Raw genomic sequence first — 23,752 nt, forward strand, 5'->3', positions numbered from 1 at the left:
CATGCGGGCCAGACTTCTGGGCCCTTACCGCAGCCAGTACCCCAACCCGCTCCGGTTCCGCACCGGCCAGATCGTCGAACTGGGTGTTCGTGACGAGGAATGGCCGGCGTTTGCCTGGGTACGCACCGATGACGGGCGTGCCGGCTGGGCACCGGTGGCGTGGTTGCAGCTGCTGGACGATGGCCGCGCAGAGGCCCTGCGCGACTACGACGCCCGCGAACTGGACGTGGACAGCGGTGAAATGGTCAAGCTGCATCATGAACACGGCGGCTGGTGGTGGTCCGAACGCGCGAACGGCGCGACGGGCTGGCTGCCGGCCCGCGATCTCGAACTGCTGGAAGAGAACTGCACATGAGTGAGAACAAGAATTTCCACCTGCCCGACCTCGGCGAAGGCCTGCCCGACGCCACCATCGTCGAGTGGTTCGTCAAGGAAGGCGACGTGATCACGCTGGACGAGCCGCTGGTCTCGATGGAGACCGCCAAGGCCGTGGTTGAAGTGCCCTCGCCGTTCTCCGGCAAGGTGCTGAAGCTCGCCGGCGGCGCCGGCGACATCATTCCAACCGGCAGCGTGCTGGCCCAGTTCGAACTGGACCCGAACCTGCCGCAGCGCGCCGACGGCCAGGACACCGGCCACAGCCATGGCCATGCTGCCCCGGCGGCCACCCCGAGCACCGGCCAGCCCGCCCCGGCCCAGCCGGACAAGGTAGTGGCGTCCGATGACGGTGGCGAGATCGCCAAGCCGGGCGCCGAGCGCGATGACGCCGGCACCGTGGTCGGCGCGATGCAAAGCTCCAATGCCGTGCACGCCGAACAGGCGGTGGCGGTCGGCGGGGTCAAGGCCGTGCCGGCCGTGCGTGCCACCGCGCGCAAGCTGGGCGTGGACCTGGGCCGCGTGCGCGCCACCGGTGCCGATGGCGCGGTGACCATGGCCGACGTCAAGCAGGCCGCCGCCGATGGCAGCGCCAAGGTCGGCGCCGCGCCGGCGGCATCGGCCGCTGCACCTGCAGCCGCTGCCCCGGTGGCCGCTGCCGCACCGGTCTCCCGCGCTGCCGATGCCCGCGCCCCGTTGTCGGCTGCGGGCAAGCCGATGCGTACCCAGCCGCCGGGCGTGGTGGCCAAGGGCCAGCCGGAACCGCTGAAGGGCGTGCGCCGCAACATGGCGCGGGTGATGGCCGACGCGCACAGCAAGGTCGTGCCGACCACGCTGAACGACGATGCCGACATCCACGCCTGGGTGCCGGGCAACGACGTCACCGCCCGCCTGGTGCGTGCAATCGTCGTCGGCTGCCAGAAGGTGCCGGCGCTCAACGCCTGGTTCGATGGCGAGGCGCTGACCCGCACCCTGCACGCGCACGTGGACGTGGGCATCGCGGTGGACACCGACGATGGCCTGTTCGTGCCCGCCCTGCGCAATGCCGACGTGCTGGATGCGCGTGGCATCCGCGAAGGCGTGAACCGCCTGCGCGAGCAGGTGGAAGCACGTTCGATCGCGGCCTCCGAGCTGAGCGGTTACACCATCTCGCTGTCCAACTTCGGCATGTTCGCTGGCCGCTACGCGACCCCGGTCGTGGTGCCGCCGTGCGTGGCCATCGTCGGTGCCGGGCGCGCCCGCCACCAGATGACCCCGGTGATGGGAGGCGTGGAAGCGCACAAGGTGATCCCGCTGTCGGTCACGTTCGACCACCGCGCTGCCACCGGCGGTGAAGCGGCGCGCTTCCTGCGCGCGATGCTGGACGACCTGGCGCTGGCGAACTGATCCACCCGCCCGGATGTGTCTGACGCGATGACGGCCACCCCAGGGTGGCCGTCATCGTTTTCGCGCATGGCGGATCACGCCAGTTGGGCGGATCCGACCACATGGACGCCAGGCCGTGGTTGCAGTGCCGCTTCGACCATCGCAGCGGCGATGCGCTCGGCGGGATTGATCCGCCATGCGCGGGGCAGCACCGGCCCCAGCGCGCCCAGTACCAGGCTGGCCAGGTGCTCGCCGCCGCGGCGTTCGCTGCGCTCGCCGCCGATCAGCCCCGGTCGCACCAGGGTCAGCGACGGGTAGCCAAGACCGCGCAGGTCCTGCTCCAGCCTTCCTTTCACCTGGTTGTAGAAGATCCGCGAGCCCGGGTCCGCCCCCATCGCCGAGTTCAACACGAAGGCCTGCGCGCCACGTGCCCGCGCCTGCGTCGCCACCTGGAGCGGGTAGTCATGGTCGATCCGGGCAAACACCTCGCGGCTGCCGGCCTGCCGGATCGTGCTGCCCAAGGCGCAGATCACCGCGTCCACCGCCCACCAGTCCGCCTCCAGCGGCAGCTGCTCGAAGTCCACCACCGGATTGAGCAGCGCGGGGTTGGACGTTCCCAGCGCACGCCGTGTCGGCGCCACCACCGCGTCGCAACGCGCGTCGTCCAGGAGGTGTTGCAACACCTGCCCGCCGACCAGCCCGGTCGCGCCCACCAGCATCACCTTCATCGCATACTCCTGCCGTCCGATTCCCTACCATCGTGGCACAGCGCCGGGTTCAAGCCCGCGACACCGCCGCCGATACTGTTCCAACGTCTCCCCCCGTCCGGCGCCCGCAGCCGGTGACCCACCAGGACCCGTCGCATGAAGGACCCGCAGGACGCTCTTCCCAGCCCCAGCCCCGGCACCGCCGTGGGTCGGCTGCTGTTGCGCCGGCAGGCGAAAGACAGCGCGGCCGGCGCGGCAGCGGACGCCCCCGCGCTCAAGGGCGGCAGCAGCGCGATGCTGCAGCGCCTGTTCGCCGGGGCCGACCAGCCCGAACCGCTGCTGGCCGCGTTCGCCCACGGCATGTCCACCCTGCCCGGCGAGCTGGGCGACATGGGGCTGCGCCTGCAGTCGGCGCAGCGCAGTGCCGACTGGGTCAGCTATGGCCGCGCCATGCGCCAGCTGATCGACAAGTACATCCGCACCATCGAACAGGACAGCCCCGACGGCCAGCCCGACAGCCTGCGCCTGCGCGAGCTGTTGCGCCTGACCCTGGGCGTGACCGTAGCCAGCCTGCTGCAGAACATGCCCGAACTGAAGGACGAGCCGGTGCAGCTGGCCGCCGACCTGCGCCAATGGCATCCCGGCCAGCCACTGCAGCCGCTGGAGCTGCGGCTGCGCGAACTGACCCACCAGATCGGGGTGCGCAGTGATGGCTGGCAGGAACAGCAGGAACTGCTGCTGAGCCTGTTCGACCTGCTGCTGGACAACATCGGCGAGCTGCTCGACGACAGCAGCTGGCTGCACGGCCAGGTGCATGCGGTGCGCGCGCTGATCAGCGGGCCACTGGACCGCGACTCGGTCGAACAGGCGCGCGCCAACCTGCGCGAGGTGATCTACAAGCAGGGCCTGCTCAAGCAGGGCATCGTCGAATCCAAGGCGGCCATGAAGAGCCTGATGGGCGGCTTCATCGAACGCCTGGACGGCATGGCGGTCAGCACCGGCGAGTACCACGACCGGATCAGCAGCTATGCGCTCGCGCTGAAGGAGGCGCGCAGCATCGCCGATCTCAACCAGCTGCTGCAGGACGTGCTGCAGGACACCGGGCGTGTGCAGGAGCAGGCCTTGCAGGCGCGCGACCATCTGGGCAACGCGCGCCGCGAGGTCGAGCAGGCCGAGGCACGCATTGCCGAACTCGAACAGGAACTGCGCGATGTGTCCGGGCTGGTGCGCACCGATCCGCTGACCGGCGCGCTCAACCGGCGCGGCTTTGACGAGCTGCTGGAACGCGAGCTGGCCCGCGCGGAGCGGCACTCACATCCGCTGGCGCTGGCGCTGCTGGACCTGGACGATTTCCACCAGACCAACAGCAGCTACGGGCATTCCGGTGGCGACGCGATCCTGCGCCACCTGGTGACGGTCTGCCAACTGCTGCTGCGCAGTACCGACACCATCGCGCGTATCGGTGGTGACGAGTTCGTGCTGCTGATGCCGGAAACCCCGGGCGCGGACAGCATGTCCACCGTGCTGCGCCTGCAGCGCTCGCTGGCGCAGCGGCCGGTGGAGCTGGACGGGCACCGGGTGCTGGTGCACTTCAGCGCGGGCCTGAGCCAGTGGCAGCCCGGCGAAACCGGCGAGGCCCTGTTGAAGCGCGCGGATGCGGCGCTGTATGCGGCCAAACGCGTAGGCAAGAACCGCGTCCAGGCTGGGTGAATACCACCACGCAACTCGATGGTGACCGGTGACCGTGGACCGATGGTACCGTTGGGTTGTCATTGTGTTGCGTGGTCAATGCGCCGGCGTCTTCCCACGCATCTTCTGGAACGCGGTCACCGCCGCCAGCACGATCGCACCGGCCACCACACCCACCACCAGGTTCGCGCCCGCTTCCACCAGCCAGCCCCACGGCGCGACCGTGCCGGCGATGCCCAGCACGAAGTGATGCACCGCCGGCACGTTGTGCACCAGGATGCCACCGCCGACCAGGAACATGGCCAGGGTGCCGGCCACCGACAGGAACTTCATCAGCCAGGGCGCCGACGCCACCAGGCCACGGCCGAATGCCGCCATCGCCCCACCCTTCTTCGACAGGTACAGGCCCGCGTCGTCCAGCTTCACGATGCCCGCCACCAGCCCGTAGACGAACACCGTCATGCCCAAGGCAATCACCACCAGCGCGGTGACCTGGTTGAGGAACGGAGCGGCCGATACCACGCCCAGCGACAACACGATGATTTCGGCCGACAGGATGAAGTCGGTGCGGATCGCCCCCTTCACCTTGTCCTTCTCCCACGCCACCATGTCGACCTTCTCGTCGGCCAGCGCCTTGAGCCGCGCCGCCTTCTGCTGTTCGTCTTCCTCCGGCGAATGCAGGAAACGGTGCGCCAGCTTTTCCACGCCTTCGTAGCAGAGGAACGCGCCACCGATCATCATCAACGGCACCACGATCGGGATCGGGAAGCCCTTGCCCTTGAGCCAGGCTTCCAGTGCGCTGATCGCCAGCGCCGCCGGCACCAGGATCGCCTTGTTCACCAGCGAGCCCTTGGCCACCGCCCACACCACCGGCAGTTCCCGGTTGGCATGGACCCCGGTCACCTGCTGCGCGTTCAGCGCCAGGTCGTCGCCCAGCACGCCGGCGGTCTTCTTGGCCGCCACCTTGGTCAATATCGAAACGTCGTCCAGCAGGGCGGCAATATCGTCGAGCAACGCAAACAGGCTGGCACCGGCCATGGCAATCCAGAAATCAGAGGGTGGCGCCGATTCTGACCGATCCGGGCACGTTCGTGGAAGATCGGCCGGATTCACCGCCCCACCACCGCCCTGCGGCGACACTGCCGGTCTGTCCTGCCCCGGAGCCCTGCTTGAATACCACGCCCGTTGTTCCCGGCTCGCCGTCGCTGGTCAAAGGCATGAACCGCCGCAGCCAGATCCTGCGCCTGCTGCTGCGCTACCGCCATTCCGGGGTGTTTTCCGGGATGAACCTGGATTCGCGTGCGGTCCACGACCTGCCGCCGGAGGGCAACCCCGAGCAGTTCGTCACCGACCTGGAATCGCTCGGCCCGACCTTCGTCAAGCTCGGCCAGATGCTCTCCACCCGCCCGGACATGGTGCCGGTGGAATTCGCCACCGCGCTGGAGCGGATGCAGGAGAAGGTCGCGCCGATCCCGGTCGAGCGCATCTACACCATCATCGAACAGGAACTGGGCGCGCCCGTATCCAAGCTGTTTTCCAGCTTCGATCCGGTGCCGCTGGGCTGCGCGTCCATCGCGCAGGTGCACCGCGCGCAGCTGCATGACGGCCGCGAAGTGGCGGTAAAGGTACAGAAGCCGGAAGTGGCAGCGCAGCTGCGCTCGGACCTGGAGGTACTGCGCAGCTTCGCATTGGCCGCCGACCACCTCACCCAGGTGGGACGCCGGGTACGCCTGCGCGACTGGCTGAACGAGTTCGCCAAGACGCTCATGCAGGAACTGGACTACCAGGCCGAAGCCGAGAACCTGCAGCGCTTCGGCCAGCACCTGCGCCCGTTCAAGCCGCTGTGGGTGCCGCAGCCGATCTGGGACTACTGCAGCCACCGCGTGCTGACCATGGAGCTGGCGCAGGGCGTGCGCGTGGACATGATTCCCGACGTGCGCCGCACCGAAGAGCCGATGGCACCGCTGGCGGCGGCGCTGATCCGTGGCTACATCGACCAGATCTTCGTGCATGGTGAGATCCATGCCGATCCCCATCCGGGCAACCTGCGGGTCACACCCGAAGGCCGGTTGGCAATCTTCGACCTGGGCATGGTGGCGCACATGCCGCCGCGCCTGCGCGAGCGACTGTTGAAACTGCTGTTTGCCGCCGTGGACGGGCGCGGCGAAGAAGTGGCCGACGAGATCATCGGCATCAGCACGCGACTGGAAGCCTTCGACGAAGAACGCTACCTGCGCGAAACCGGCCAGGTCATCGCGCGCTATGCCGCCAGCGGCACGTTCTCGGAAGGCCGCGTGGTGCTGGATCTGGTACGCATTGCCACCGCCAGCGGGCTGCGCACGCCGCCGGAGCTTAGCCTGCTGGGCAAGGCGCTGCTGAACCTGGAGACGGTGTGCCGGCTGCTGTCGCCGGACCTGGATACGCGCCGCATCGTCGAGCGCCAGCTGCAACATGTCATGCGCGCGCGCCTGAAGAAGTCGCTGTCGGCGGCCAACCTGGCCAGCGAGGCGATGGAAGTGCAGCAGCTGCTTCGCGAGGGCCCGCGCAAGATGTCGGACATCCTGGCGTTGCTGGCCGAGAACCGCCTGCAGATGAAAGTCACCGGGCTGGAAGAATCGCGGCTGATGGAAAACCTGCAGAAGATAGCCAACCGCGTGTCGGCCGGCATCGTGACCGCCGCACTGATTCTAGCGGCGGCAATGATGATGAAGGTCGATACCGGCTGGCACCTGTTCGGGTATCCGGCCATCGCATTCACGTTGATGCTGATCGGCGTGTTCCTGGGTCTTGGCATCATCCTGAGCGCGCTGTTGTTTGATCGACGTGCGCGTTCGCGGGAAGAGCGCGGACATCGGTAAATGCGTCGCGCATTCGCGCGTCTTCTTCACGTGCGTTTTACCCTTTTAAATGCAATGCGGTGTAGGGCATCGCAGCACGGTTTCAACAAACATTTCAGTCAGGTTCGTGCAGGCATGATCGGGTCATCGGCCTGTCATGTGGGTGTGTTTGGGCAGCCGATCGCACCTGTCTCCGCTGCCGATGATGCCCATGCTCTGGATCCTGCTGCTGTCACTGTTGCTGCTCACCGGGTTGTTGCTCGCCTCTGGTCGCTGGGCGTGGTGGAAGGCAAGCCTGATGTCGCTGCTGCTGTTGACGCTCAGTGCGTGGTGGTTGATCAACAAGCTCTCCGGTGATGGCCTGAATGCGGCAACGCTGTACCACCTGGGCGCGGACATGGAAGGCGCCGGCGTCTCGGACTTCAAGGGCTACATCGCTGGCTTCATCGTCCTGGCCCTGCTCTCGCTGCTGCCGCTGCTGACCCCGCGCATCAAACGCTGGCACCGAAGCGCGCATGGTCGCGGCGTGTTCGCCGGGTTCCTGGCCGTCTGGGTGCTGGCGATCGTGGTCAGCCCGCTGTACCGCGACGGCCAGCGCCTGTACCAGCAGATGCGCCCGGTCGACTACAGCATGGTGGCCCCCGAATACCGTGTGCCGCAGCAGCCGCTGCGCAAGCCACGCAACATCGTGTGGATCTACGGCGAAAGCCTGGAACGCACCTATCTGGATGAAGCCACCTTCCCCGGCCTGATGCCGAACCTCAACCGCCTTGCCGGCCAGGCGCTGGATGTGCGCGGACTGGTCTCGGCCGAAGGCGGTGGCTGGACCATCGCCGGGCTGGTGTCGTCGATGTGCGGCGTACCGCTGACCACTGCGCAGGGCGATGAGAACAGCATGGACCGCATGGGCAGCTTCCTGCCCGAGGCGGTGTGCCTGGGTGATTACCTCAAGCAGCAGGGTTACACCAACCACTACCTGGGCGGTGCCAATGGCCTGTTCGCCGGCAAGGGCCAGTTCCTGGCCACGCACGGTTTCGACGCGGTGGACGACCTGGCCTGGTTCAAGCAGCAGAAGATCGCCCGGTCGCACTTTTCCACCTGGGGCGTGCATGACGATGTGCTGCTGGACAAGGCATATGACCGCTTCATGCAGCTGTCCAAGGCTGGGCAGCCGTTCATGCTGACCACGCTGACGATGGATACCCACCACCCTGCCGGGCATCTGCCGGTGGCGTGCAAGCGAACCCGCTACAAGAGCGACTACGGCGATATCGGCCTGCTCAATGCGCTCAAGTGCACCGATGGGCTGATTTCCAAGCTGGTCGACCGCATCCAGGCCAGCCCGTATGGCGACGACACCTTGATCGTGATCGCGTCCGACCACCTGGCCATGCCCAACGACCTGAGCCACATCCTGGCCAAGCAGAAACGCGAAAACATGCTGCTGTTCCTGGGCAAGGATATCGCCCCGCGCCAGCTGGACGCGCAGCACGGCTCCACGCTGGATTCGGGCGCCACGCTGCTCAGCCTGATCGAGCCGGAGATCGGCGAAATCGGGTTTGGCCGCTCGCTGCTGCAGCCCGAGCGTGCCGCCAGCGCCAGCGCGGCGGTGTTCCGCGATGACGGCAGGGACTTCCCGCGCTACCTGGCCTTCTCGCGCTCGCTGTGGCTGGGCGACAAGACCCGTCAGCTGCGTATCGACGAAGAGAACCAGGTGGTGATCGGCCTGCAGCATGTGCAGCCGCCGGTGCTGCTCGAATACGACAAGCAGTGGGACCTGAAATCGGTTTACCTGGAAAACACCTCCAAGCAGTTCGACCTGGCCGATCCGGACAATACGCTGGCCTATGTGGACCGCTGTACTGCGTTCGAAGACGGTTCGGCCGACGGTGACTGGTGCGCGATGCTGGTCAACCGCGACAAAGGCATCAAGCTCTACCGCGACGACCAGCTGCGCGAGGGCTTCGCCGTCGATGCGCCGCTGGACCCGTTCAACGGCCCGCGCCCGAGCATCCGCCAGGCACACATGATCACGCAGAAGGGCCGTCGTACCCGTGCCGGCCAGTACATGCTGCAGTTCGTCGCCAAACAGTCGCCTGATCGCGGCTTCTGGATCGAAGCGGTGTCGTCCAAGCGCAAGGTGGTGGTCGCCCAGCAGTGGGTGCAGCCCGATGCGGAAGGGCGTATCAGCGTTCCGTTCGGCCTGGACCATGAAGTGGACGATCTGGAGATCCGCGCGTGGTTGAACCACGCGGAGAAGCTGGCCGTGGACAACTTCGCGCTGATCCCGTCACGTCGCGGCAACCGCGGCTGATCGCGGCAGCGCGGACCTCGCGGCTGCCTGATTCTGCGATGCCACGCACACCCCGGGTCCAGCCAGGTCGGCACAATCGTGCGCCGGCCGATGTCGATCCGGGGAGGCCCTCATTCTGCTGCCATTGCAGGCCGCAGGTCGCCTGGCGACCGCGTCCTTCGCTGCCGCCGGCGCACCGGACGCAACGCAGCACCGCTGCGTTCCCGTCCAGCTGTACAACACGACATCGCACCCTGCGACGGATCGCTGCCGACCGGATGCCCCGCTGCCGCACACGTTGACGCGGCTCCTGCGCCGATGCCCACTGCTGCCGTCGGAGCTCGCCCTGCTGGAAGCCCGTCTGCTGGCCCTGCTGGTCGACGCAACACCGGATGAGCTTGCTGCGCACCTTGCGCAGGCCGTACGGGAAACACCCGTGGCAGCGCGCCGGTCTGCGCTGTTGCAGGCCATGGCCGGTTGGCAAGCGGCACCCTCGCCTGCGCAGGATACGTGGCACCGGGAGTGCACGCAGGTGGTCGCTGCCATCGTCAGCGGCCTGGGCCGCCTGCAGTGCCGGCGTGCTGCGGGCATCGCCCTGCACGGCATCGCCAACCTGGCACTCGGGCCGCAGGGCGCCCAGCTGCTGGCCTGGACCCAGCAGGCCAGTGCGCTGCCCCGCCTCCTCCAGGAGGGCACCGCGCTGCCCTGGCTGTGCTGGCTCAGCCAGCTTCCGCTGCCGACGTTGCGCGGCGGTGCCTGGGTGGAGGCATTGATCGCGGCGTTTCCCACCTGGCTGGAGGCACTGCTGCAGCAGGCTGGTGCCGCGCACGCGTCCCTCCACGCTCGGCTGCAGTTGCCCGCCTCGCCCCTGCGCCTGGCGCTGCTCGCTACCGCGTGGGCACTGTGGTTCCAGCAGCGCCCGGGCGACCGGCCCGGCACGCGCACCGGGCAACGGATTGCCACGCTTCCAGCCGTGCTGGAACAGCTCGACCTGCTCGGCACCGGCGCACGTCGTCTCTGTACGCCCGTGGCGGACGCCACGGCGCTGGCGCCAGCGGCGGCGGCGATACAGCCCGAGCGCGCTGCCGCGTCGCGGGCGGACACCACGCGCCTGCTGGCACCGACCCTGCCGGTTGCGGTCGCTGCGGCGGCGGTGCTTCCTGCCCTCGCCGCTGCGCACCCGCAGCGACGCACGGTGGCCGTCCTCGGTACGCTGGCGGCGGCGGCACTGGGGGGCGGCCTGGTGGCATGGTCGCGGAATCCGTCGCCTGCCGTCGCGACGGCGGACACGACGCCACGCGCGGTTGCGCACTCCCGCCCCGCGTCGAGCGGGTCAAACACCGGGCCACGCGACGATGCAGGCCTGCAGGACCAGGCAATGCTGCTGGAGGCGCTATGGACGCTGCGCGATACCGCTTCGGCGGCCGGGACCGCGAGCCTCCCGGAGCACGCGTTCGCACCCGTCGAGGGCTCGCCATTTGCGTTGGCCGTGCGCGCGGTCCGCCAGCAGTTGATGTGGCTTTACCGGCAGGACGATTTCCTGCAGACCCTGTATGACGAACGCACGCCTCCTTCTTCGCTCGTGGTCGCCAATGGCAGCCTGAGCGGAACGCGTGCCACCTCCGGCATGCGGGTCGTGCTGCATGGGCAGCCGGATGCGCCAGAGCGCATCCTCTGGTCCCCTCCCACCAATACGATGTTGAACGACCTGCAGCGCACCGTGCGCGAGGCGGGCGGCTGCTTCGACAACGCCGTCAGCGCGCGCCTGGCCTGTGCACTGGGCTTCTATCTCGACCAGGACATGCACGAAGCCGAGTACGCGCCCGCCCTGCTCGACCCGCTCATCCAGCGCCTTGAGCACCGCCTGCAGCAGCAGCCGGACGGACACATCCGCGCGACCAACGAAACCAGCACGCTGTTGCGGTTGAAGCAGCAGGTCCACGCGCTGAAGGCGATCCCGATCCGCGGCATGGAACCCACATGGTCCAGCTGGCGACCGGATCCCCGCTCACACCTGGGCCACAACGCCGCGCTGGCACGCAGCGTGCTGCTGCAGCTGTCGCAGCGCCCGGAGGTGATCGCGTTGTGCTGGCATCACCATGTCGATCCCACCCAGCTGGAGTATCCCGCGCACGGCCCGGTGCGCGCCCGTGCCCTCCAGGGCACGCGCATGGCAACGTTGTTCGAGGCCGGCCAGCCACCGGCAGTGCTGGCCCCGCTCGACACGATGCTGCGCGGCATCGCTACGCTGCTGCACGCGCCGGTGCGCTCGGACGGTCGGCTTCGGGTGCCGGAAATGCTGGCCTACTACGCCGCGCCGCTGCCTGCGGTGCCGATGGACGATGCGCAGTTCGACGAGTGCCTGGCCGCGCTCGACCGGCAGCTCGCACCCGCGCGTCCAGGCATCCCCGCAGCCGCGCGGCTGGAGGTCGAGTGGGACGACCGCAGCGACTCCCCGCCACAGCAGGATCACCAGCGCCTGCTGGATCGGTTGTGGGAGCGCTTCGACAGCGCACCGGCCACGTGGGACGACGCGCTCGCGCACCAGGGCCTGCTACCCGCCGACGGATCGCCACTGCATGCCGCATGGCAGGCCGGGCAGCAGCGGCTGCAGCAGGTGTTCGAGCAACCCGGGGTGTGGCTGGCGATGCGACAGGCCAATGCGACCTTCCATTCCCTGCGCGTGGGCGCCGACGGCATCACCGCACGCGTGCGCGGCTCGGGTCGCAGCGTGGTGATCGCCGACGGCCTGACCGACCCGCTACCCGGGCTGCTGCTGGACCAGCTCGACGCCTTGTACCGGATCACAGATCGCCTGGGGCGCTTCTCTCCCGGCACTGCCGTGCCCCTGATCAACGCGCTGCAGTTCCATGGCGCGCTTCCCGCCCCTGCCCAGCTGCCATGCCCAGCCCCGCTGGCGTGCACCCAGGCGCAGCTGCTGGAGGCCATCGCCCGTGTGCACGCTAGCTGGCAGCGCCGCGCCGGCCCGCTGCCGCCGTGGCGACAGGCCAGCAACGAACTCCAGGACCTGGGCCGCTTGCTTGCGCGGCGCGCCGATGCGGCCACGGTCGTCCATCGCCCCGCGCTGGGCACCGCCACGGCAACCACGCTGCAGGCGGCCCTGCCGGCATTCGCGCGCGTCATCGCGGACCCGGCGATGCTCGAACTGCTCCCGCGCGAGCACCTCCCGCCACGGTGGATGTCGGTGGATGCGGACGGATCGCTGCGGGTGCAGGACGCGGCAGGTACGCTGCACCTGTTCAACCAGACCCGGTTACTGGACGCGCTGCCCCTCGCACCCTGGGGCGCACTGCGCGAGGTGGCCGGCCAGCTGGGCGGCGTGGTCCGTTCCGATGGCCGGGCCAACGCCTCTGACGTACTTGCCGTACATGGTGGCTGTGGGCCGCGCGAGGCCGGCCACCTTGATGGCCCTGCGCGATGCGTGGAACGCCTGCTCGGCGAACTGAGGCTGGGCATGCGCGCCGACCTGCTGCACGCGGCGGACACGTTGGACGCAGCCGACCTGGACCAGGTAAGGCAGACCACCACCGGGTTCCTCGCCCAGCGCGCGCCTGGCGAACAGACGCTGCTGGAGTACCTGGCCCGGCCCCTGCTGCAGCAGGGCGAGATGGCCCTGGACCAGGTGCACCGCGCCAGCCACTACGTGGCCGCCATGGCTCGCACCCCGCGTGCGCTCGCCCTGCAGGCGGCGTTGCTGCGGGACCTGGGCTGGTACACGGGAAGCGATGGGGCACCGACCTCGCCGACGCTGCTGGCCAGCCTGACGCGGGTGGCGATCGTGCTCGACCTGGGCCCGCCGTCGGACCGCGATGCGCGCGTGCTGCTGGGCTACCGCCTGCACAAGTATCCCAACTGGGGGCGCACCTTTGCCCAGATACGGCTCGATTTCCACGACTACCTGCGGAGCATGGGCCGCATTCCTGCCTCGCTTCTGGACATGGCATGCACGCTGGCCCTGCAGGACCACGCGCCGGAGCTGCTGGCCGACGATGTGCCGGCCAACCTGGTGTATGGAAACACCATCGCCTCGATCAACTTCGTCAGTGGCGCGCACCTGGCCGAGCGCCTGCGGCGCGGCCTCTCGCAGCAGATGCGGTTCAGTGAGCTGCTCACCCTCTCGGCCGAGCTTGCCGGGGACGGCGCGACACCCGACCTGGTCAGGCAGCTGACCCTCGACGCACGCCGCCTGCCCACGCTGGACTGGTATGTGTACCGGCAACTGGAAGAGAACGCCGCGCTTGCCTCGCCGCTGTCGCCGAGCGCACGCATCGAGGCCGCGCTGCGTGCGTTCGACCAGCGGGTGAGCGACATCGAACAGGCCATAGGCGATGTACTGGCGCCGCTGCCCTACCGCATGCCGCTGGTGGAAGCCGAAATCCGCCGGGTATTCCCACGCTTCCCTGGGGTGCTCGCCGACCAGCCGTGGAACTCCACGGAATTCCGCCTGTGCAATGACGACAACCATTTCGGACGCAGCTTCCCGTTCCATGAAATCGTCGCGGCCGGTGTGCTGCGCGGCGGGGCCGCGGCGTGGCGGCCGTGCCGCACCTTCGTTCCCGACTCCCCGCTCAACCAGGCCCAGGGCAACCCCCGCTACGAAGCGGCGCTGCAGACCGCTTACGCGCGGATGAAACCGGGCCTGGCCCGGCTGGCTGATATCAACGCGCGTTACCAGAAGCGCTTCGATGCTTACTTCCGCAAGGCCCGGCGCGGCTACGGGGTGCTGATCGAGGAGGCGTTGTACCAGCGCCCCGAGGAAGAACGCGCGGCCCTCCTGCGCGGAGATGTGCAGGTGTTCACCCTGCGCACGCACGAACCGGAGCTGGAGGCGGGGCAGGAAACCCGCAACGACACCGATCCCTACCGGGGCCGTTTCGGCGTGGTGTACACGCTGACGCTGGCGGGGCAGCCGCGCCACTTCCAGCTGTTCCCGCTGCAGAGCAGGATCCTTCCCCTGCAGCTGGAAGGCGCGCTGCCGCTCGGCGGCGCGCTGCAGAACCGCAAGGTGCGGCTGCGCAGCGGCAACGTCGCCACGGTGCAGGTGCGTCGTGGCACCCCGTTGCCGGTGGACTGGGAGGCCTACGCCTCGGACAGGGCACCGGCAGCGGGGCGCTCCTCGGACGTGATCGTCGAGCCGCTGCTGGCGCCGCCGCTGGGCGGCGGCAGCGCGCCGCGCTCGCCGTTCCATGCCCTGGTCCACCCGGTGCAGGAGGGGTTTTTCTGGTTGGACGCTGCTGCCTTCCGTCGAGAAGGCTGGGCACCCACCAGTTTCGAGGACCACCTGGAAGACGCGCCGCTGTGGCTGAAGACAGTGGACTTCGTCGTGCCGTTCGTCGAAAACGTGCGCCGCATCTCCTCGAAGAACCGCAACGAATTCGCGATGGCCGCCTTCGGGTTGTACCTGGAATCGATCATCGTGGTCGGACCGGTGATCGGCGGCGTGGCCAAGGTACTGATGCGGCCCGGCCTGAAGATGACGATGCCGCGCTTCGCCGAGCTGTCGCGGGTGCTGGGCCGGGGCACGCTGGATGCGCTCAATCCTGCCGCAGGCAGCGTGGCACTGGTGCGGGTAGGCGTCAGCGTCGTGCAACGCACTGCGCGCGGCAACCTGCGCTTCCTGTGGTCGTTCCTGGACCCCAACCGCCCCGCGGCGCGCGCCGCGGGCGTGCGCTGGGCCATGCGCGAGGGCATGGCCATTGCCAAGGAAGGCAGCTCGCTGGCATCGCCGCTGTACGAGATCAAGGTACGCACGGTGGACGGCATTCCCGGCGCCATGGTGTCCCCGCCGCCGGTGGCCAGCGGCAGCCGCACCCTGCACCTGGTCGACCCGGCCACGCTCACCCTGTATGGCCCGGCGCTGCAGGAGCGGCTGGGCGAAGGCGGCGGTGCCGCCGGCATGCTGATCAAGGTCGGCGGCAGCCCGCGTACCCCGCATGTCTCACCCGGCAAGGCGCTCAAACCGATCAAACAGGGACCCAAAGCGTCCGACGAAGACAACGGGGACGAGCTGGCACCGCTGCAGCCTCCCGTGGTCCTGCTGCCCGATCAGGGCCCCCTGGGCGTGCCCGCGGCCCGTCCATGAGGGGGGCCGCGGCGTGGCATCACGGCGCCTGGGGCGGGGCCGGATCGCGCACCAGGTGGATGTCGGTCGGCGACGACAGCGCGATACCGGCGGCGGCAAACTTCTGCAGCATCGTGAAGTACAGGTCGCTGCGTACGCCATACACCGCGCGCGGGCCGGAGGTATAGGCGAAGCTGTTGATCGCCACCTGGCCGTTGGCGATGGAATCGATGAACACAGACGGCGCCGGGTCGGCCAGTACGCCCACATGGTCGGTGTATGCATCCAGCAGGGTCTGCCGCACCATCGCCACATCGGTACTGAGCGGCACGGTGAACTGGATCTGGATGCGCCCCTGCGCATTGCCCATCGTCATGTTGCGGATGGTCTTGGTGATCAGTTCGGAGTTGGGCACGATCAGCGTGGATTTGTCGCCCACCTGGATCTCGGTGGAACGCACGTTGATGCGCTTGATGTCGCCTTCCTGGTCACCGAGCTTCACCCAGTCACCAATCTTCACCGGTCGCTCGGCCAGCAGGATCAGCCCGGAGACGAAGTTCTGGGTGATCGCCTGCAGGCCGAAACCAATGCCCACCGACAGGGCGCTCACGACCAGCGCCAGTTTTTCGAAGCCGATGCCGAGTGCGGTCAGGCTCCACAGCACCGCTGCGATGATGCCCAGGTAGCGGGTCACGGTGCTGATCGAATTGCGCGCGCCCGCATCCAGCTCGGTCTTGGGCAGGTAGGTGTCGGTGAGCCAGCGCTGGAACGCCTGCATCACCGCCCACACCAGCAGGAAGGCCAGCACTGCGTACAGCACGCTGCTGGGCTTGAGCACCAGGTTGTCGCCCAGGTTGATGCCCTTGGACACTGCGTCCAGGCCGCCATACAACGCGCTGAGATTGCCCAGCGGCGCCGTCAGTGCCATCACCGCAAGCAGGATCACGCAGATGCGCAGCCCGGCCGAGAGCAGCACACCGGCCTGCACCACCCGCGATTCGCTCAGCCCGGTGGTCAGCAGCACGGTGCGGCCGACGCTGCTGGTCGGGCACAGCAGCCACGTGGCCAGATCGTCGGCGAATTTCATCAGCAGCGACGCCGCCAGCAGCACGACCGCGCCCCAGACCAGCTGCTGGGCCACGAACAGCGCCAGGTTGAGGTAGCCCAGCAGCGTGGCGATCACCGCAGCGGCCACCACGATGTGCCCGGCCAGCCGTGCGACCACGATCCAGCCGCTGCGACGCGGCGGCCCCTTGGCCTTGCCGTCCGATTGCGCCTGTGCTTCGAGTTTTGCCTCCGCCTCGTCGGTCTGGCGCCGGTGCAGGCGCGCCAGCGAGACCAGGATGGCGATGATGAGCGCCATGTAGGTGATGGCGATCAGCCCGTCCACCGCCACCGTGGTGATTGCACTGGTGCGCGCGGCGCGGTTGAGCGCCATCAGCACGATGCTGATCCAGGTCAGCGCGGCGGCGCCCCACGCATACTTGCGCAGGCGCCACGCGGCGGCGTCATCCAGGTTGAGCAGGCGCCACGACGGGCGCTTGGGCACCAGCAGCGCCGCACTCAGCGCGGTGATGAAGGCCGCGATATAGGTGGCCACCTGGATGCTGAACACCACTTTTTCCAGCCGCGGTGGAATCGCTCCGATGGCATCCAGCGCGCCGAAGAACACCACGCAGGCCAGGCCGGGCAGCATCGTGCCCACCACCAGCAGCCACACCGCCAGGCCGGAGCGGCGCAGGCGACCGTCCGGGGCCCGCTCGGACTGCGCATAGCGGCGCCCGGCCGCACGCAGCCACAGGCGCAGCGGGAAGAACAGCAGCAGCGCCACTGCCAGGCCGGTCAGCGGCGCGGTCCAGCCATGCTGCGCGATCGCCTTGCGGGCCGTGGTTTCGGCCTGCCGGTAAATCTGCCCCAGCTCCTGCAGGTCGGCCGGCACGTCACGGGCGAATTTGCGCCACAGCGAGGGCGACAGCGGTGAGTTGACCTTGCGGGCCAAGTCCTCGCTGAGCTGGGTGACGCGCATTTTCTCGATATCCGCGCCCAGCTGCTTGGCATCCACCGCGAGCAGCTTGGCCCGCGCAACGGCAGCGGCGATATCGGCACGCTGCTGGGTCAGCGACCTGCGCTGCTGGGCCACTTCGCGCGCTTCCACGGTGCCTTCCGGCACCGTGCCCAACTGGGTCAGGCGGGTATCGAGCTGGTCCAACTCCGGCTGCAGGGCGGCCTGCGCATCGTCGGCATCGCGCTGCACGGCCATGGCCCGTTCGAACAACGGCGTGAGCGTCTCGCGGGTCTCCGCGTCCGGCAATGCGGTACGGATCGCCTTGAGCTCTTTGTCGGCCTGGTTGAGCTGGGTCTTGGCCTCGGCTGCCGGATCGTCAGGCGCCTGCGCCCAGGCCCCGGGGGCCATGAACAGCCAGGTGAACAACAACAGACCGGCCAGCGGCCGCAGCAGGGGGAAACGATGACGGAAGGACAAAACCAGCACCCAGGGTTCACGCGGACATGCCGGGGACTATAAACCGGGCCTCGTTCACACCGGGTATGCAACTCAGTACTTCAGGCGCAGCTCCTCGACCTGCGGCTGCAGGGCCGCGTACCAGTCCTGGAATTCCTCCTCGCTGATCTCCTCCGGCGCATACACCGCGATCTCGTCCCACGCATGATCGGTCGGCAGCGGTTGGCGCGGCCCGGCCCGCAGCGAGTACGTCACGCCCTCGTGGTCCACCACATCGTCCACCGTTTCCCACTGCGCGCGGGCGAAGCCGCTGTCGCTCTTCAGCAGGATCACCTGGTACATCCGCACCTCCATTGAACGGGTCCGGGCCAGCATAGCGCCGCGTCGGCGCGCCCGGCATGACGCCGCCACAACGTAACGTTCCAGCGCGCGTTGCGGCTTCACTCCGCCATGGCGGCGGCCCGGGCATGTTGGCCACCACCTCTTCGACGATGCCCACATGACCAGCCACCCCGACCTGAAGACCGTTGCCGACCTCAAGCTGCCGCGCTACCTGGGCACCTGGTACGAAATCGCCCGCCTGCCCATGAGCCACGAGCCGGTCGACTGTACCGATGTAACGGCGAACTACACCCTCATCGACGATGGCCACGTCGCCGTGGTCAACAAATGCCGCGTGGACGGTGAGATCGAAGAAGCCCACGGCGAGGCCTGCCCGGTAGACAAGGATCCTGCCCGGCTGCAGGTCACCTTCCTGCCCAAGGGGCTGCGCTGGCTTCCGTTCACCAAGGGCGACTACTGGATCATCCAGGTCGCCCCGGACTACAGCGTGGCGCTGGTCGGCAGCCCGGACCGCAAGTACCTGTGGCTGCTGGCGCGCGAGCCGCACCTGGATGCCACCACCCAGGAGCACTACCTGGCGCAGGCGCGCCAGCAGGGCTTCGACCTGACCCCGCTGATCCACACCCCGCAGACCGGCCACCCGACTGCCTGATCCCCAATGGACCTCAAAAGCGGGTATCCCTTCTGGGCGGTCAGCAACGGGCTGATGCACGCCTTCCCACCGCTGCGCGAGGACCGGAGCTGCGACGTGCTGGTGGTGGGCGGCGGCATCAGCGGCGCGCTGATCGCCAACGAGCTGTGCGCGCACGGCCATGACGTGGTGCTGGTCGAGCAGCGCGACATCGGCTGGGGCAGTACCTCCGCCAGTACCGCACTGCTGCAGTACGAAATCGATACGCACCTGGTCGACCTGGCCAGGCAGTACGGAGAGCGCGATGCGGTGCTGGCCTACCGCGCCTGCGCCGAGGCGATCCCGGCGCTGCGCGAGGTGGCCGCCGGTTTCCGCGGCGTGGATTGCCAGCCCATGCAGAGCCTGTACTACGCCAGCAAGCGCCGCCACCGTTCGCCCCTGCAGGACGAGTACGCGCTGCGGCACAAACATGGTTTCGACGTGCGCTGGCTGGATGCCGACGCCGTCCGTGCCGAATATGGCATCGCCGCGCCGGGAGCGATCCTCAGCGCGCTGGCGGCGCGCGTGGACCCGTATCAGCTCACCTACCGGCTGCTCATGCGGCTGGCCAAGGCCGGCTGCGCGGTGCACGACCGCACCGTATTGCACACGCTGCAGCCCACCGCGCGCGGGGTGACCGCCACCACACCCGAGGGCCTGCGCATCCGTGCGCGCCACGTGGTGCTGGCCACCGGCTATGCCGGCCAGCGCTGGCTGAAGCAGAAGGTGGCCCGCAACCGCAGCAGCTACGCCTTCATCACCGACCCGATCGATGCGGCGGCACTCGGCCCACTGGTGGACACCATGGTGTGGGAGTCCGCGCGGCCCTACCTGTACATGCGCAGCACCGGCGACCACCGGCTGCTGGTCGGCGGTGAGGACGACGCAGTGGATATCCCGGCGCGGCGCGACAGCCGGGTGGCCGGCAAGACCGGCACCCTGCTCAAGCAGGTGGCCAGGCTGTTCCCGCACCTGCCGCTGCAGCCGGCGTTCTCCTGGGGCGGCACCTTTGCCGAAACCGAAGACGGACTTCCGTTCTTCGGCCCGCACCCGCAATGGGGGCCCCGGGTGCTGTTCGCGATGGCCTACGGCGGCAACGGCATCACCTACTCGATGATCGGCGCGGGCCTGCTGCGGGCCCGGATCGAGCGCCGAAAGCACCCGCTGGCGGGCCTGTTCGGGTTTGAACGGCTGGGTTGAATGCGGCGACCTACCGTTCCCACGATGGTTCCCCTTGCATGCAGGGCCACGACAGGCATCATTCAAGCAACGGCTGCTAGCGTCAGCGCTGTCGGCCGCCTTGCCTGCCCCGGAGCTTCCCATGATCCGCCCGCTTTCCCTGCTGCTGTGTCTGTTGGCCCCCGGTGTCGCGCTGGCGCAGTCCGCTGCCGGTGCCACCGGCCCGCAGTCGGCGACCGATCTGGACCTGTCGGTGCCGCAGAAGCCAATCCAGTACCTCAACGATCCCACCCTGCGCGGTGACCCGCCCGGCACCTTCTATGGCGACAAGAGCGGCCGCCGCGCACTCCCGCGCGATGGCGCAAGCAACGGCATCGCCGAGATCGCCGACGACAAGCTGCGGGTCAACGGCAGCATCACCACCGGCATCGGCTACGCCAAGGGCTTTGGCAACACGCACTACAACGCGGCCGAGTTGAACCTCAACAAGAATTACACCAACGACGACGGCAAGACCCGCAACATGAACCTCAACATCCAGATCAGCGAGGGCAAGGGCCCTGGCTTCTATGGACCGTATGGGGGCGGTTACGGGTACGGCCGCGGCTACTGGGACGCCGCCGGTCCCGGTCCGGTGGGCTGGTAACCGGCTGCATTTTGCGTCCTGCAGGCGAGGCTCAGTCGAACCAGCCGTCGCGGCGGCTGCTCAGCACCCGGCCATCGTGACCGCTCATGCGCACGTCCACGCGCTGGTTGCGGGCGTTGCGTGCTTCCAGCGTCCAGGTGGCGCCGTCACGCTCCACCGATTCGATGTGGGTCAGCCCGGCCTTGCCGGCCAAGGTGAGGATCTTCCCGGCATCGAGCATGGCACGGCCATCGCGCGGGTCGAAGATCTCGCCCGTGGCCGGGTCGATGATCACATCGTCGACACTGCCGTCGGCACGGGTGACATCGGCTTCCCACACGCCGTCGTCGCGCTCCAGTTCGTGCACCTGGGTGTAACCGGCCGTGCGCAGCTTGGCCTGCACGTCGGCAGCGGACAGATCGGCAGCGAAGGCCGGGGCGGTGGTGAAGGCGGTCGCCAGGGCGGCGGCAAGGATCAGCTTGTTCATGGGGGAGTTCCTGAAAGAGGCACCGGACCATCCCGGCGCCGCCAGTCTGGCAAGCGCGCTTAAGCGAAGCATGAGCCCGCCTGTCAGGAAACGTTTAAGCGCCCCGCGTATACCGTAGGCAGCCTTTTTCCTGACCGGCTCGCCATGACCGCCCTGTCGTTGCTGCTTCCCCTGCTGTTGACCGCCACCACGCAGGACCCCATGCGGGTCCTCGATGGCGGCGCGCGCCAGCAGCAGGCCGTGCGCCAGGCGGTCGAGCAGGGTCGCTACGTGCCCCTGAAGTCCGTGGTCCAGGACGCCCTGCGCCGCTATCCCGGCCAGCTGCTGGAGGTGGAGCTGGATGACGGCAGGTACGAGATCGAGATCCTCGGTGCCAATGGCGTGGTGATGGAGCTGGACTATGATGCGACCAGCGGCCGCCTGCTCAAGATGGAAGAGGACTGATGCGACTCCTGCTTGCCGAGGACGATGCCCTGCTCGCCAGCCAGCTGCAGCTGCTGCTCGAGGATGCCGGCTACGTGGTGGTCCACAGCAGCGAGGGCATAGATGCGGAGTACCAGGGCCAGGTGGAGGACATCGCCGCGGCGATCGTCGACCTTGGCCTGCCCGGCCTGGACGGCCTGAGCGTGATCGAGCGCTGGCGCGAAGCCGGCCGTGATTTCCCGGTGCTGGTGTTGACCGCGCGCACGCGCTGGCACGACAAGCTGGCCGGCTTCGATGCCGGTGCCGATGACTTCCTGACCAAACCGTTCCAGCCCGAAGAACTGCTGCTGCGGCTGCGCGCGTTGATCCGCCGCAGCGCCGGCCACGCCAGCCCGCGCCTGCAATGCGGACCGCTGCGCCTGGACGTCAACGCCGGCCGCTTCGAACTGGACGGCGTGCTGCTGCCGTTGAGCCCGCAGGAACATCGCATCCTGAGCTACTTCATGCACCACCCGGACGTGGTGATCAGCCGCTCGCGCCTGGGTGAGCACGTGTACGAGGCGGGGTTCGACCCGGATTCCAACACGCTGGATGTGTTGATCGGGCGCATCCGCCGCAAACTCGGCAGTACCCTCATCCACACCCATCGCGGCCAGGGCTTCCGGCTGTCGGCGCAGCCATGAACACCCGCTCGCTGCGCAGCCGCCTGCTGCTGGCCGGTGGCCTGGGCATGGTGCTGGTTTCGGCATTGGCCACGTGGTGGCTGGGTGCCATGTACGAGCGTTCAGCGCGTACCGCGATGGACCAGCAGCTGGGCAACGACCTGATCGCGGTGCTTGCGCTGGTGGAAACCGATGCGCACGGTGGCGTGCAGGTGCGCGGCGAGCTGGGCGACGAACACTATCGGCGGGTGTTCTCCGGCGCGTACTGGCAGTTGCAGGACGCGCAGGGCCACCCGCTTGGGCAATCGCGCTCGCTGTGGGATGAGACGCTCGCGGTGCCGGCCACGCTGCGCACCGGGCCGGCCCAGGCGTTCGACATCACCGGCCCGCTGCAGCAGCCGCTGCGTGCGCTGGCCCAACAGGTCACCCTGCCCCGCGCAGGCACCCCGTTGCAGGTGGTGGTGGCCACCGACCGCAGCCAGCTCGACGCGCAGGTGACGGCGTTCCGCCAACGCACCGCGCTGGCGTTGATCGTGCTGATCGCGCTGTGGTTCGCGGTGCTGGTCACCCAGGTGCATTACGGGCTGCGTCCTCTCGCGGAACTGGGGCGCATCGCCGAGCAGGTGCGTAATGGCGAGAACGTGCGGTTTCCGCAGCAGGGTCTGGTGAAGGAGGTGGCACCGTTGGCCGGCGAGCTCAACGCGCTGCTGGACCACCACGGCCGCATGGTGCTGCGGGCGCGGCGCAGCGCCGAGGACCTGGCGCATGCGCTGAAGACCCCCCTCACGGTGCTGACCACCGAGGCGGCCGGCGATGGTCGCGACTGGCGGCGCACCCTGCGCGGCGAAACCGCACGCATGCAGGCCAGCATCGACCGCTATCTTGCCGTGGGTGTCGCCGCCGATCACCAGCAGCGCACCCTGGTGGCACCGGTCATCTCGGCACTGTGTTCGCTGATGCAGCGTGTGCATGCCGAGCGCGAAGTGGTGTTCGCCTGCGACGCGGAAGCGGTCGGCGTGTTCGCCGGTGCACGCGAGGATCTGGAAGAGATGCTGGGCAACCTGCTCGACAACGCAGGCAAGTGGGCCGCGAAGCGGGTGGAGGTTACGGTGGCCCACGCTGGAAACCGCCTGCGCATCGAGGTCAGCGACGATGGCAGTGGCCTGCCGGACGCCGATCTGGAGCGCGTGCTCGGCCGTGGCGTACGACTGGACCAGCGCGCGCCCGGCAGCGGCCTGGGCCTGGCGATCGTGGCGGACATTGCCGAGAGTTACGGCGGCAGCCTGGTGCTGCGCAATGGCGCGCCGGGGTTGCAGGCGATGTTGACGTTGCCAGCGGGTTGACGACCCGACGGGTGATGTTGATGTTGCCACCGGGTTGACGGCCCGACGGTCGATGTTGACGTTGCCAGCGGGTTGGCGGCCCGACGGGTGATGTTGATGTTGCCACCGGGTTGACGGCCCGACGGTCGATGTTGACGTTGCCAGCGGGTTGGCGGCCCGACGGGTGATGTTGACGTCGCAAGCGGGTTGGCGGCCCGACGGGTAGCGCCGACTGT

17 protein-coding genes are annotated in these 23,752 nt (G+C 68.5%); 12 read left to right on the forward strand and 5 right to left on the reverse strand.

All coding sequences use genetic code 11. The features are described 5' to 3' along the window. Position 1: 1 nt before the first annotated feature. On the forward strand, positions 2-355 hold the full coding sequence (locus AC06E7_RS05345) for an SH3 domain-containing protein (RefSeq protein WP_068854313.1): 354 nt from the start codon (positions 2-4) through the stop codon (positions 353-355). Then, positions 352-1,758, forward strand: a complete 1,407-nt coding sequence (locus AC06E7_RS05350; RefSeq protein WP_478063357.1) for a dihydrolipoamide acetyltransferase family protein — start codon at positions 352-354, stop codon at positions 1,756-1,758. Before AC06E7_RS05345 ends, AC06E7_RS05350 begins: the two co-directional genes overlap by 4 nt. Before the next feature lie 74 nt (positions 1,759-1,832). Here AC06E7_RS05350 and AC06E7_RS05355 read toward each other — a convergent pair whose 3' ends face one another. Continuing rightward, positions 1,833-2,465, reverse strand: a complete 633-nt coding sequence (locus tag AC06E7_RS05355) for a Rossmann-fold NAD(P)-binding domain-containing protein (RefSeq protein WP_478063359.1) — start codon at positions 2,463-2,465, stop codon at positions 1,833-1,835. A gap of 135 nt (positions 2,466-2,600) precedes the next feature. Here AC06E7_RS05355 and AC06E7_RS05360 point away from each other — a divergent pair, with 135 nt between their 5' ends. Next, positions 2,601-4,154: a GGDEF domain-containing protein gene (locus tag AC06E7_RS05360; protein ID WP_478063361.1), complete on the forward strand. Its 1,554-nt coding sequence runs from the start codon at positions 2,601-2,603 to the stop codon at positions 4,152-4,154. A gap of 75 nt (positions 4,155-4,229) precedes the next feature. Here the strand turns inward: AC06E7_RS05360 and AC06E7_RS05365 are convergent, their stop codons facing one another. Continuing rightward, positions 4,230-5,171 (reverse strand): DUF808 domain-containing protein, encoded by a 942-nt coding sequence (locus tag AC06E7_RS05365; RefSeq protein WP_478063363.1) that lies wholly within the window; start codon positions 5,169-5,171, stop codon positions 4,230-4,232. Between the two features lie 179 nt (positions 5,172-5,350). Here AC06E7_RS05365 and AC06E7_RS05370 point away from each other — a divergent pair, with 179 nt between their 5' ends. From AC06E7_RS05370 to AC06E7_RS05380, 3 genes are all read left to right on the forward strand, one after another. Further along, a complete protein-coding gene (locus tag AC06E7_RS05370) occupies positions 5,351-6,991 on the forward strand; it encodes an ABC1 kinase family protein (RefSeq protein ID WP_176472621.1) in 1,641 nt (546 codons plus the stop codon). Between the two features lie 190 nt (positions 6,992-7,181). Continuing rightward, positions 7,182-9,284, forward strand: a complete 2,103-nt coding sequence (locus tag AC06E7_RS05375; RefSeq protein WP_478063365.1) for a phosphoglycerol transferase I — start codon at positions 7,182-7,184, stop codon at positions 9,282-9,284. A 511-nt stretch (positions 9,285-9,795) separates the two neighbouring features. Then, positions 9,796-15,366: a hypothetical protein gene (locus AC06E7_RS05380; protein WP_478063367.1), complete on the forward strand. Its 5,571-nt coding sequence runs from the start codon at positions 9,796-9,798 to the stop codon at positions 15,364-15,366. 19 nt (positions 15,367-15,385) lie between these two features. Here the strand turns inward: AC06E7_RS05380 and AC06E7_RS05385 are convergent, their stop codons facing one another. After that, complete coding sequence (locus AC06E7_RS05385) at positions 15,386-17,758, reverse strand: DUF3772 domain-containing protein (RefSeq protein ID WP_320458064.1); 2,373 nt, start codon at positions 17,756-17,758, stop codon at positions 15,386-15,388. Positions 17,759-17,899: 141 nt separating this feature from the next. Then, positions 17,900-18,148 (reverse strand): hypothetical protein, encoded by a 249-nt coding sequence (locus AC06E7_RS05390; RefSeq protein WP_068854856.1) that lies wholly within the window; start codon positions 18,146-18,148, stop codon positions 17,900-17,902. Positions 18,149-18,305: 157 nt separating this feature from the next. Between AC06E7_RS05390 and AC06E7_RS05395 the strand changes: the two genes are divergently transcribed. From AC06E7_RS05395 to AC06E7_RS05405, 3 genes are all read left to right on the forward strand, one after another. Further along, complete coding sequence (locus AC06E7_RS05395; protein ID WP_184125929.1) at positions 18,306-18,800, forward strand: lipocalin family protein; 495 nt, start codon at positions 18,306-18,308, stop codon at positions 18,798-18,800. Between the two features lie 6 nt (positions 18,801-18,806). Next, on the forward strand, positions 18,807-20,018 hold the full coding sequence (locus tag AC06E7_RS05400) for an NAD(P)/FAD-dependent oxidoreductase (RefSeq protein ID WP_210131238.1): 1,212 nt from the start codon (positions 18,807-18,809) through the stop codon (positions 20,016-20,018). 121 nt (positions 20,019-20,139) lie between these two features. Continuing rightward, positions 20,140-20,643 carry a hypothetical protein gene (locus AC06E7_RS05405; RefSeq protein WP_478063370.1) on the forward strand — a complete coding sequence of 168 codons (504 nt, stop codon included), beginning with the start codon at positions 20,140-20,142 and terminating at the stop codon, positions 20,641-20,643. A gap of 31 nt (positions 20,644-20,674) precedes the next feature. On the opposite strand, the gene AC06E7_RS05410 is transcribed toward AC06E7_RS05405, so the two are convergent. Then, positions 20,675-21,109 carry a PepSY domain-containing protein gene (locus tag AC06E7_RS05410; protein ID WP_478063371.1) on the reverse strand — a complete coding sequence of 145 codons (435 nt, stop codon included), beginning with the start codon at positions 21,107-21,109 and terminating at the stop codon, positions 20,675-20,677. 144 nt (positions 21,110-21,253) lie between these two features. On the opposite strand from AC06E7_RS05410, the gene AC06E7_RS05415 reads away from it, so the two are divergent. The 3 genes from AC06E7_RS05415 to AC06E7_RS05425 are packed head-to-tail and all read left to right on the forward strand — an operon-like array spanning position 21,254 to position 23,537. Next, the gene (locus AC06E7_RS05415) at positions 21,254-21,553 is read left to right on the forward strand and encodes a PepSY domain-containing protein (RefSeq protein WP_478063373.1); all 300 of its coding nucleotides are present in this window, start codon (positions 21,254-21,256) and stop codon (positions 21,551-21,553) included. Next, the gene (locus AC06E7_RS05420; protein WP_068854324.1) at positions 21,553-22,215 is read left to right on the forward strand and encodes a response regulator transcription factor; all 663 of its coding nucleotides are present in this window, start codon (positions 21,553-21,555) and stop codon (positions 22,213-22,215) included. Before AC06E7_RS05415 ends, AC06E7_RS05420 begins: the two co-directional genes overlap by 1 nt. Continuing rightward, on the forward strand, positions 22,212-23,537 hold the full coding sequence (locus AC06E7_RS05425; protein WP_478063375.1) for an ATP-binding protein: 1,326 nt from the start codon (positions 22,212-22,214) through the stop codon (positions 23,535-23,537). Before AC06E7_RS05420 ends, AC06E7_RS05425 begins: the two co-directional genes overlap by 4 nt. Positions 23,538-23,752 lie beyond the last annotated feature (215 nt).

It is taken from the genome of Stenotrophomonas sp. Steno-Z4 (assembly GCF_056393145.1).

Excerpts from the sequence above, each read along its gene's own strand:
- AC06E7_RS05345 (WP_068854313.1), top strand. The coding sequence starts at position 2 with ATGCGGGCCAGACTTCTGGGCCCTTACCGCAGCCAGTACCCCAACCCG.
- AC06E7_RS05350 (WP_478063357.1), top strand. The coding sequence starts at position 352 with ATGAGTGAGAACAAGAATTTCCACCTGCCCGACCTCGGCGAAGGCCTG.
- AC06E7_RS05355 (WP_478063359.1), bottom strand. The coding sequence starts at position 2,465 with ATGAAGGTGATGCTGGTGGGCGCGACCGGGCTGGTCGGCGGGCAGGTG.
- AC06E7_RS05360 (WP_478063361.1), top strand. The coding sequence starts at position 2,601 with ATGAAGGACCCGCAGGACGCTCTTCCCAGCCCCAGCCCCGGCACCGCC.
- AC06E7_RS05365 (WP_478063363.1), bottom strand. The coding sequence starts at position 5,171 with ATGGCCGGTGCCAGCCTGTTTGCGTTGCTCGACGATATTGCCGCCCTG.
- AC06E7_RS05370 (WP_176472621.1), top strand. The coding sequence starts at position 5,351 with ATGAACCGCCGCAGCCAGATCCTGCGCCTGCTGCTGCGCTACCGCCAT.
- AC06E7_RS05375 (WP_478063365.1), top strand. The coding sequence starts at position 7,182 with ATGCTCTGGATCCTGCTGCTGTCACTGTTGCTGCTCACCGGGTTGTTG.
- AC06E7_RS05385 (WP_320458064.1), bottom strand. The coding sequence starts at position 17,758 with ATGGCCCCCGGGGCCTGGGCGCAGGCGCCTGACGATCCGGCAGCCGAG.
- AC06E7_RS05390 (WP_068854856.1), bottom strand. The coding sequence starts at position 18,148 with ATGTACCAGGTGATCCTGCTGAAGAGCGACAGCGGCTTCGCCCGCGCG.
- AC06E7_RS05395 (WP_184125929.1), top strand. The coding sequence starts at position 18,306 with ATGACCAGCCACCCCGACCTGAAGACCGTTGCCGACCTCAAGCTGCCG.
- AC06E7_RS05400 (WP_210131238.1), top strand. The coding sequence starts at position 18,807 with ATGGACCTCAAAAGCGGGTATCCCTTCTGGGCGGTCAGCAACGGGCTG.
- AC06E7_RS05405 (WP_478063370.1), top strand. The coding sequence starts at position 20,140 with ATGATCCGCCCGCTTTCCCTGCTGCTGTGTCTGTTGGCCCCCGGTGTC.
- AC06E7_RS05410 (WP_478063371.1), bottom strand. The coding sequence starts at position 21,109 with ATGAACAAGCTGATCCTTGCCGCCGCCCTGGCGACCGCCTTCACCACC.
- AC06E7_RS05415 (WP_478063373.1), top strand. The coding sequence starts at position 21,254 with ATGACCGCCCTGTCGTTGCTGCTTCCCCTGCTGTTGACCGCCACCACG.
- AC06E7_RS05420 (WP_068854324.1), top strand. The coding sequence starts at position 21,553 with ATGCGACTCCTGCTTGCCGAGGACGATGCCCTGCTCGCCAGCCAGCTG.
- AC06E7_RS05425 (WP_478063375.1), top strand. The coding sequence starts at position 22,212 with ATGAACACCCGCTCGCTGCGCAGCCGCCTGCTGCTGGCCGGTGGCCTG.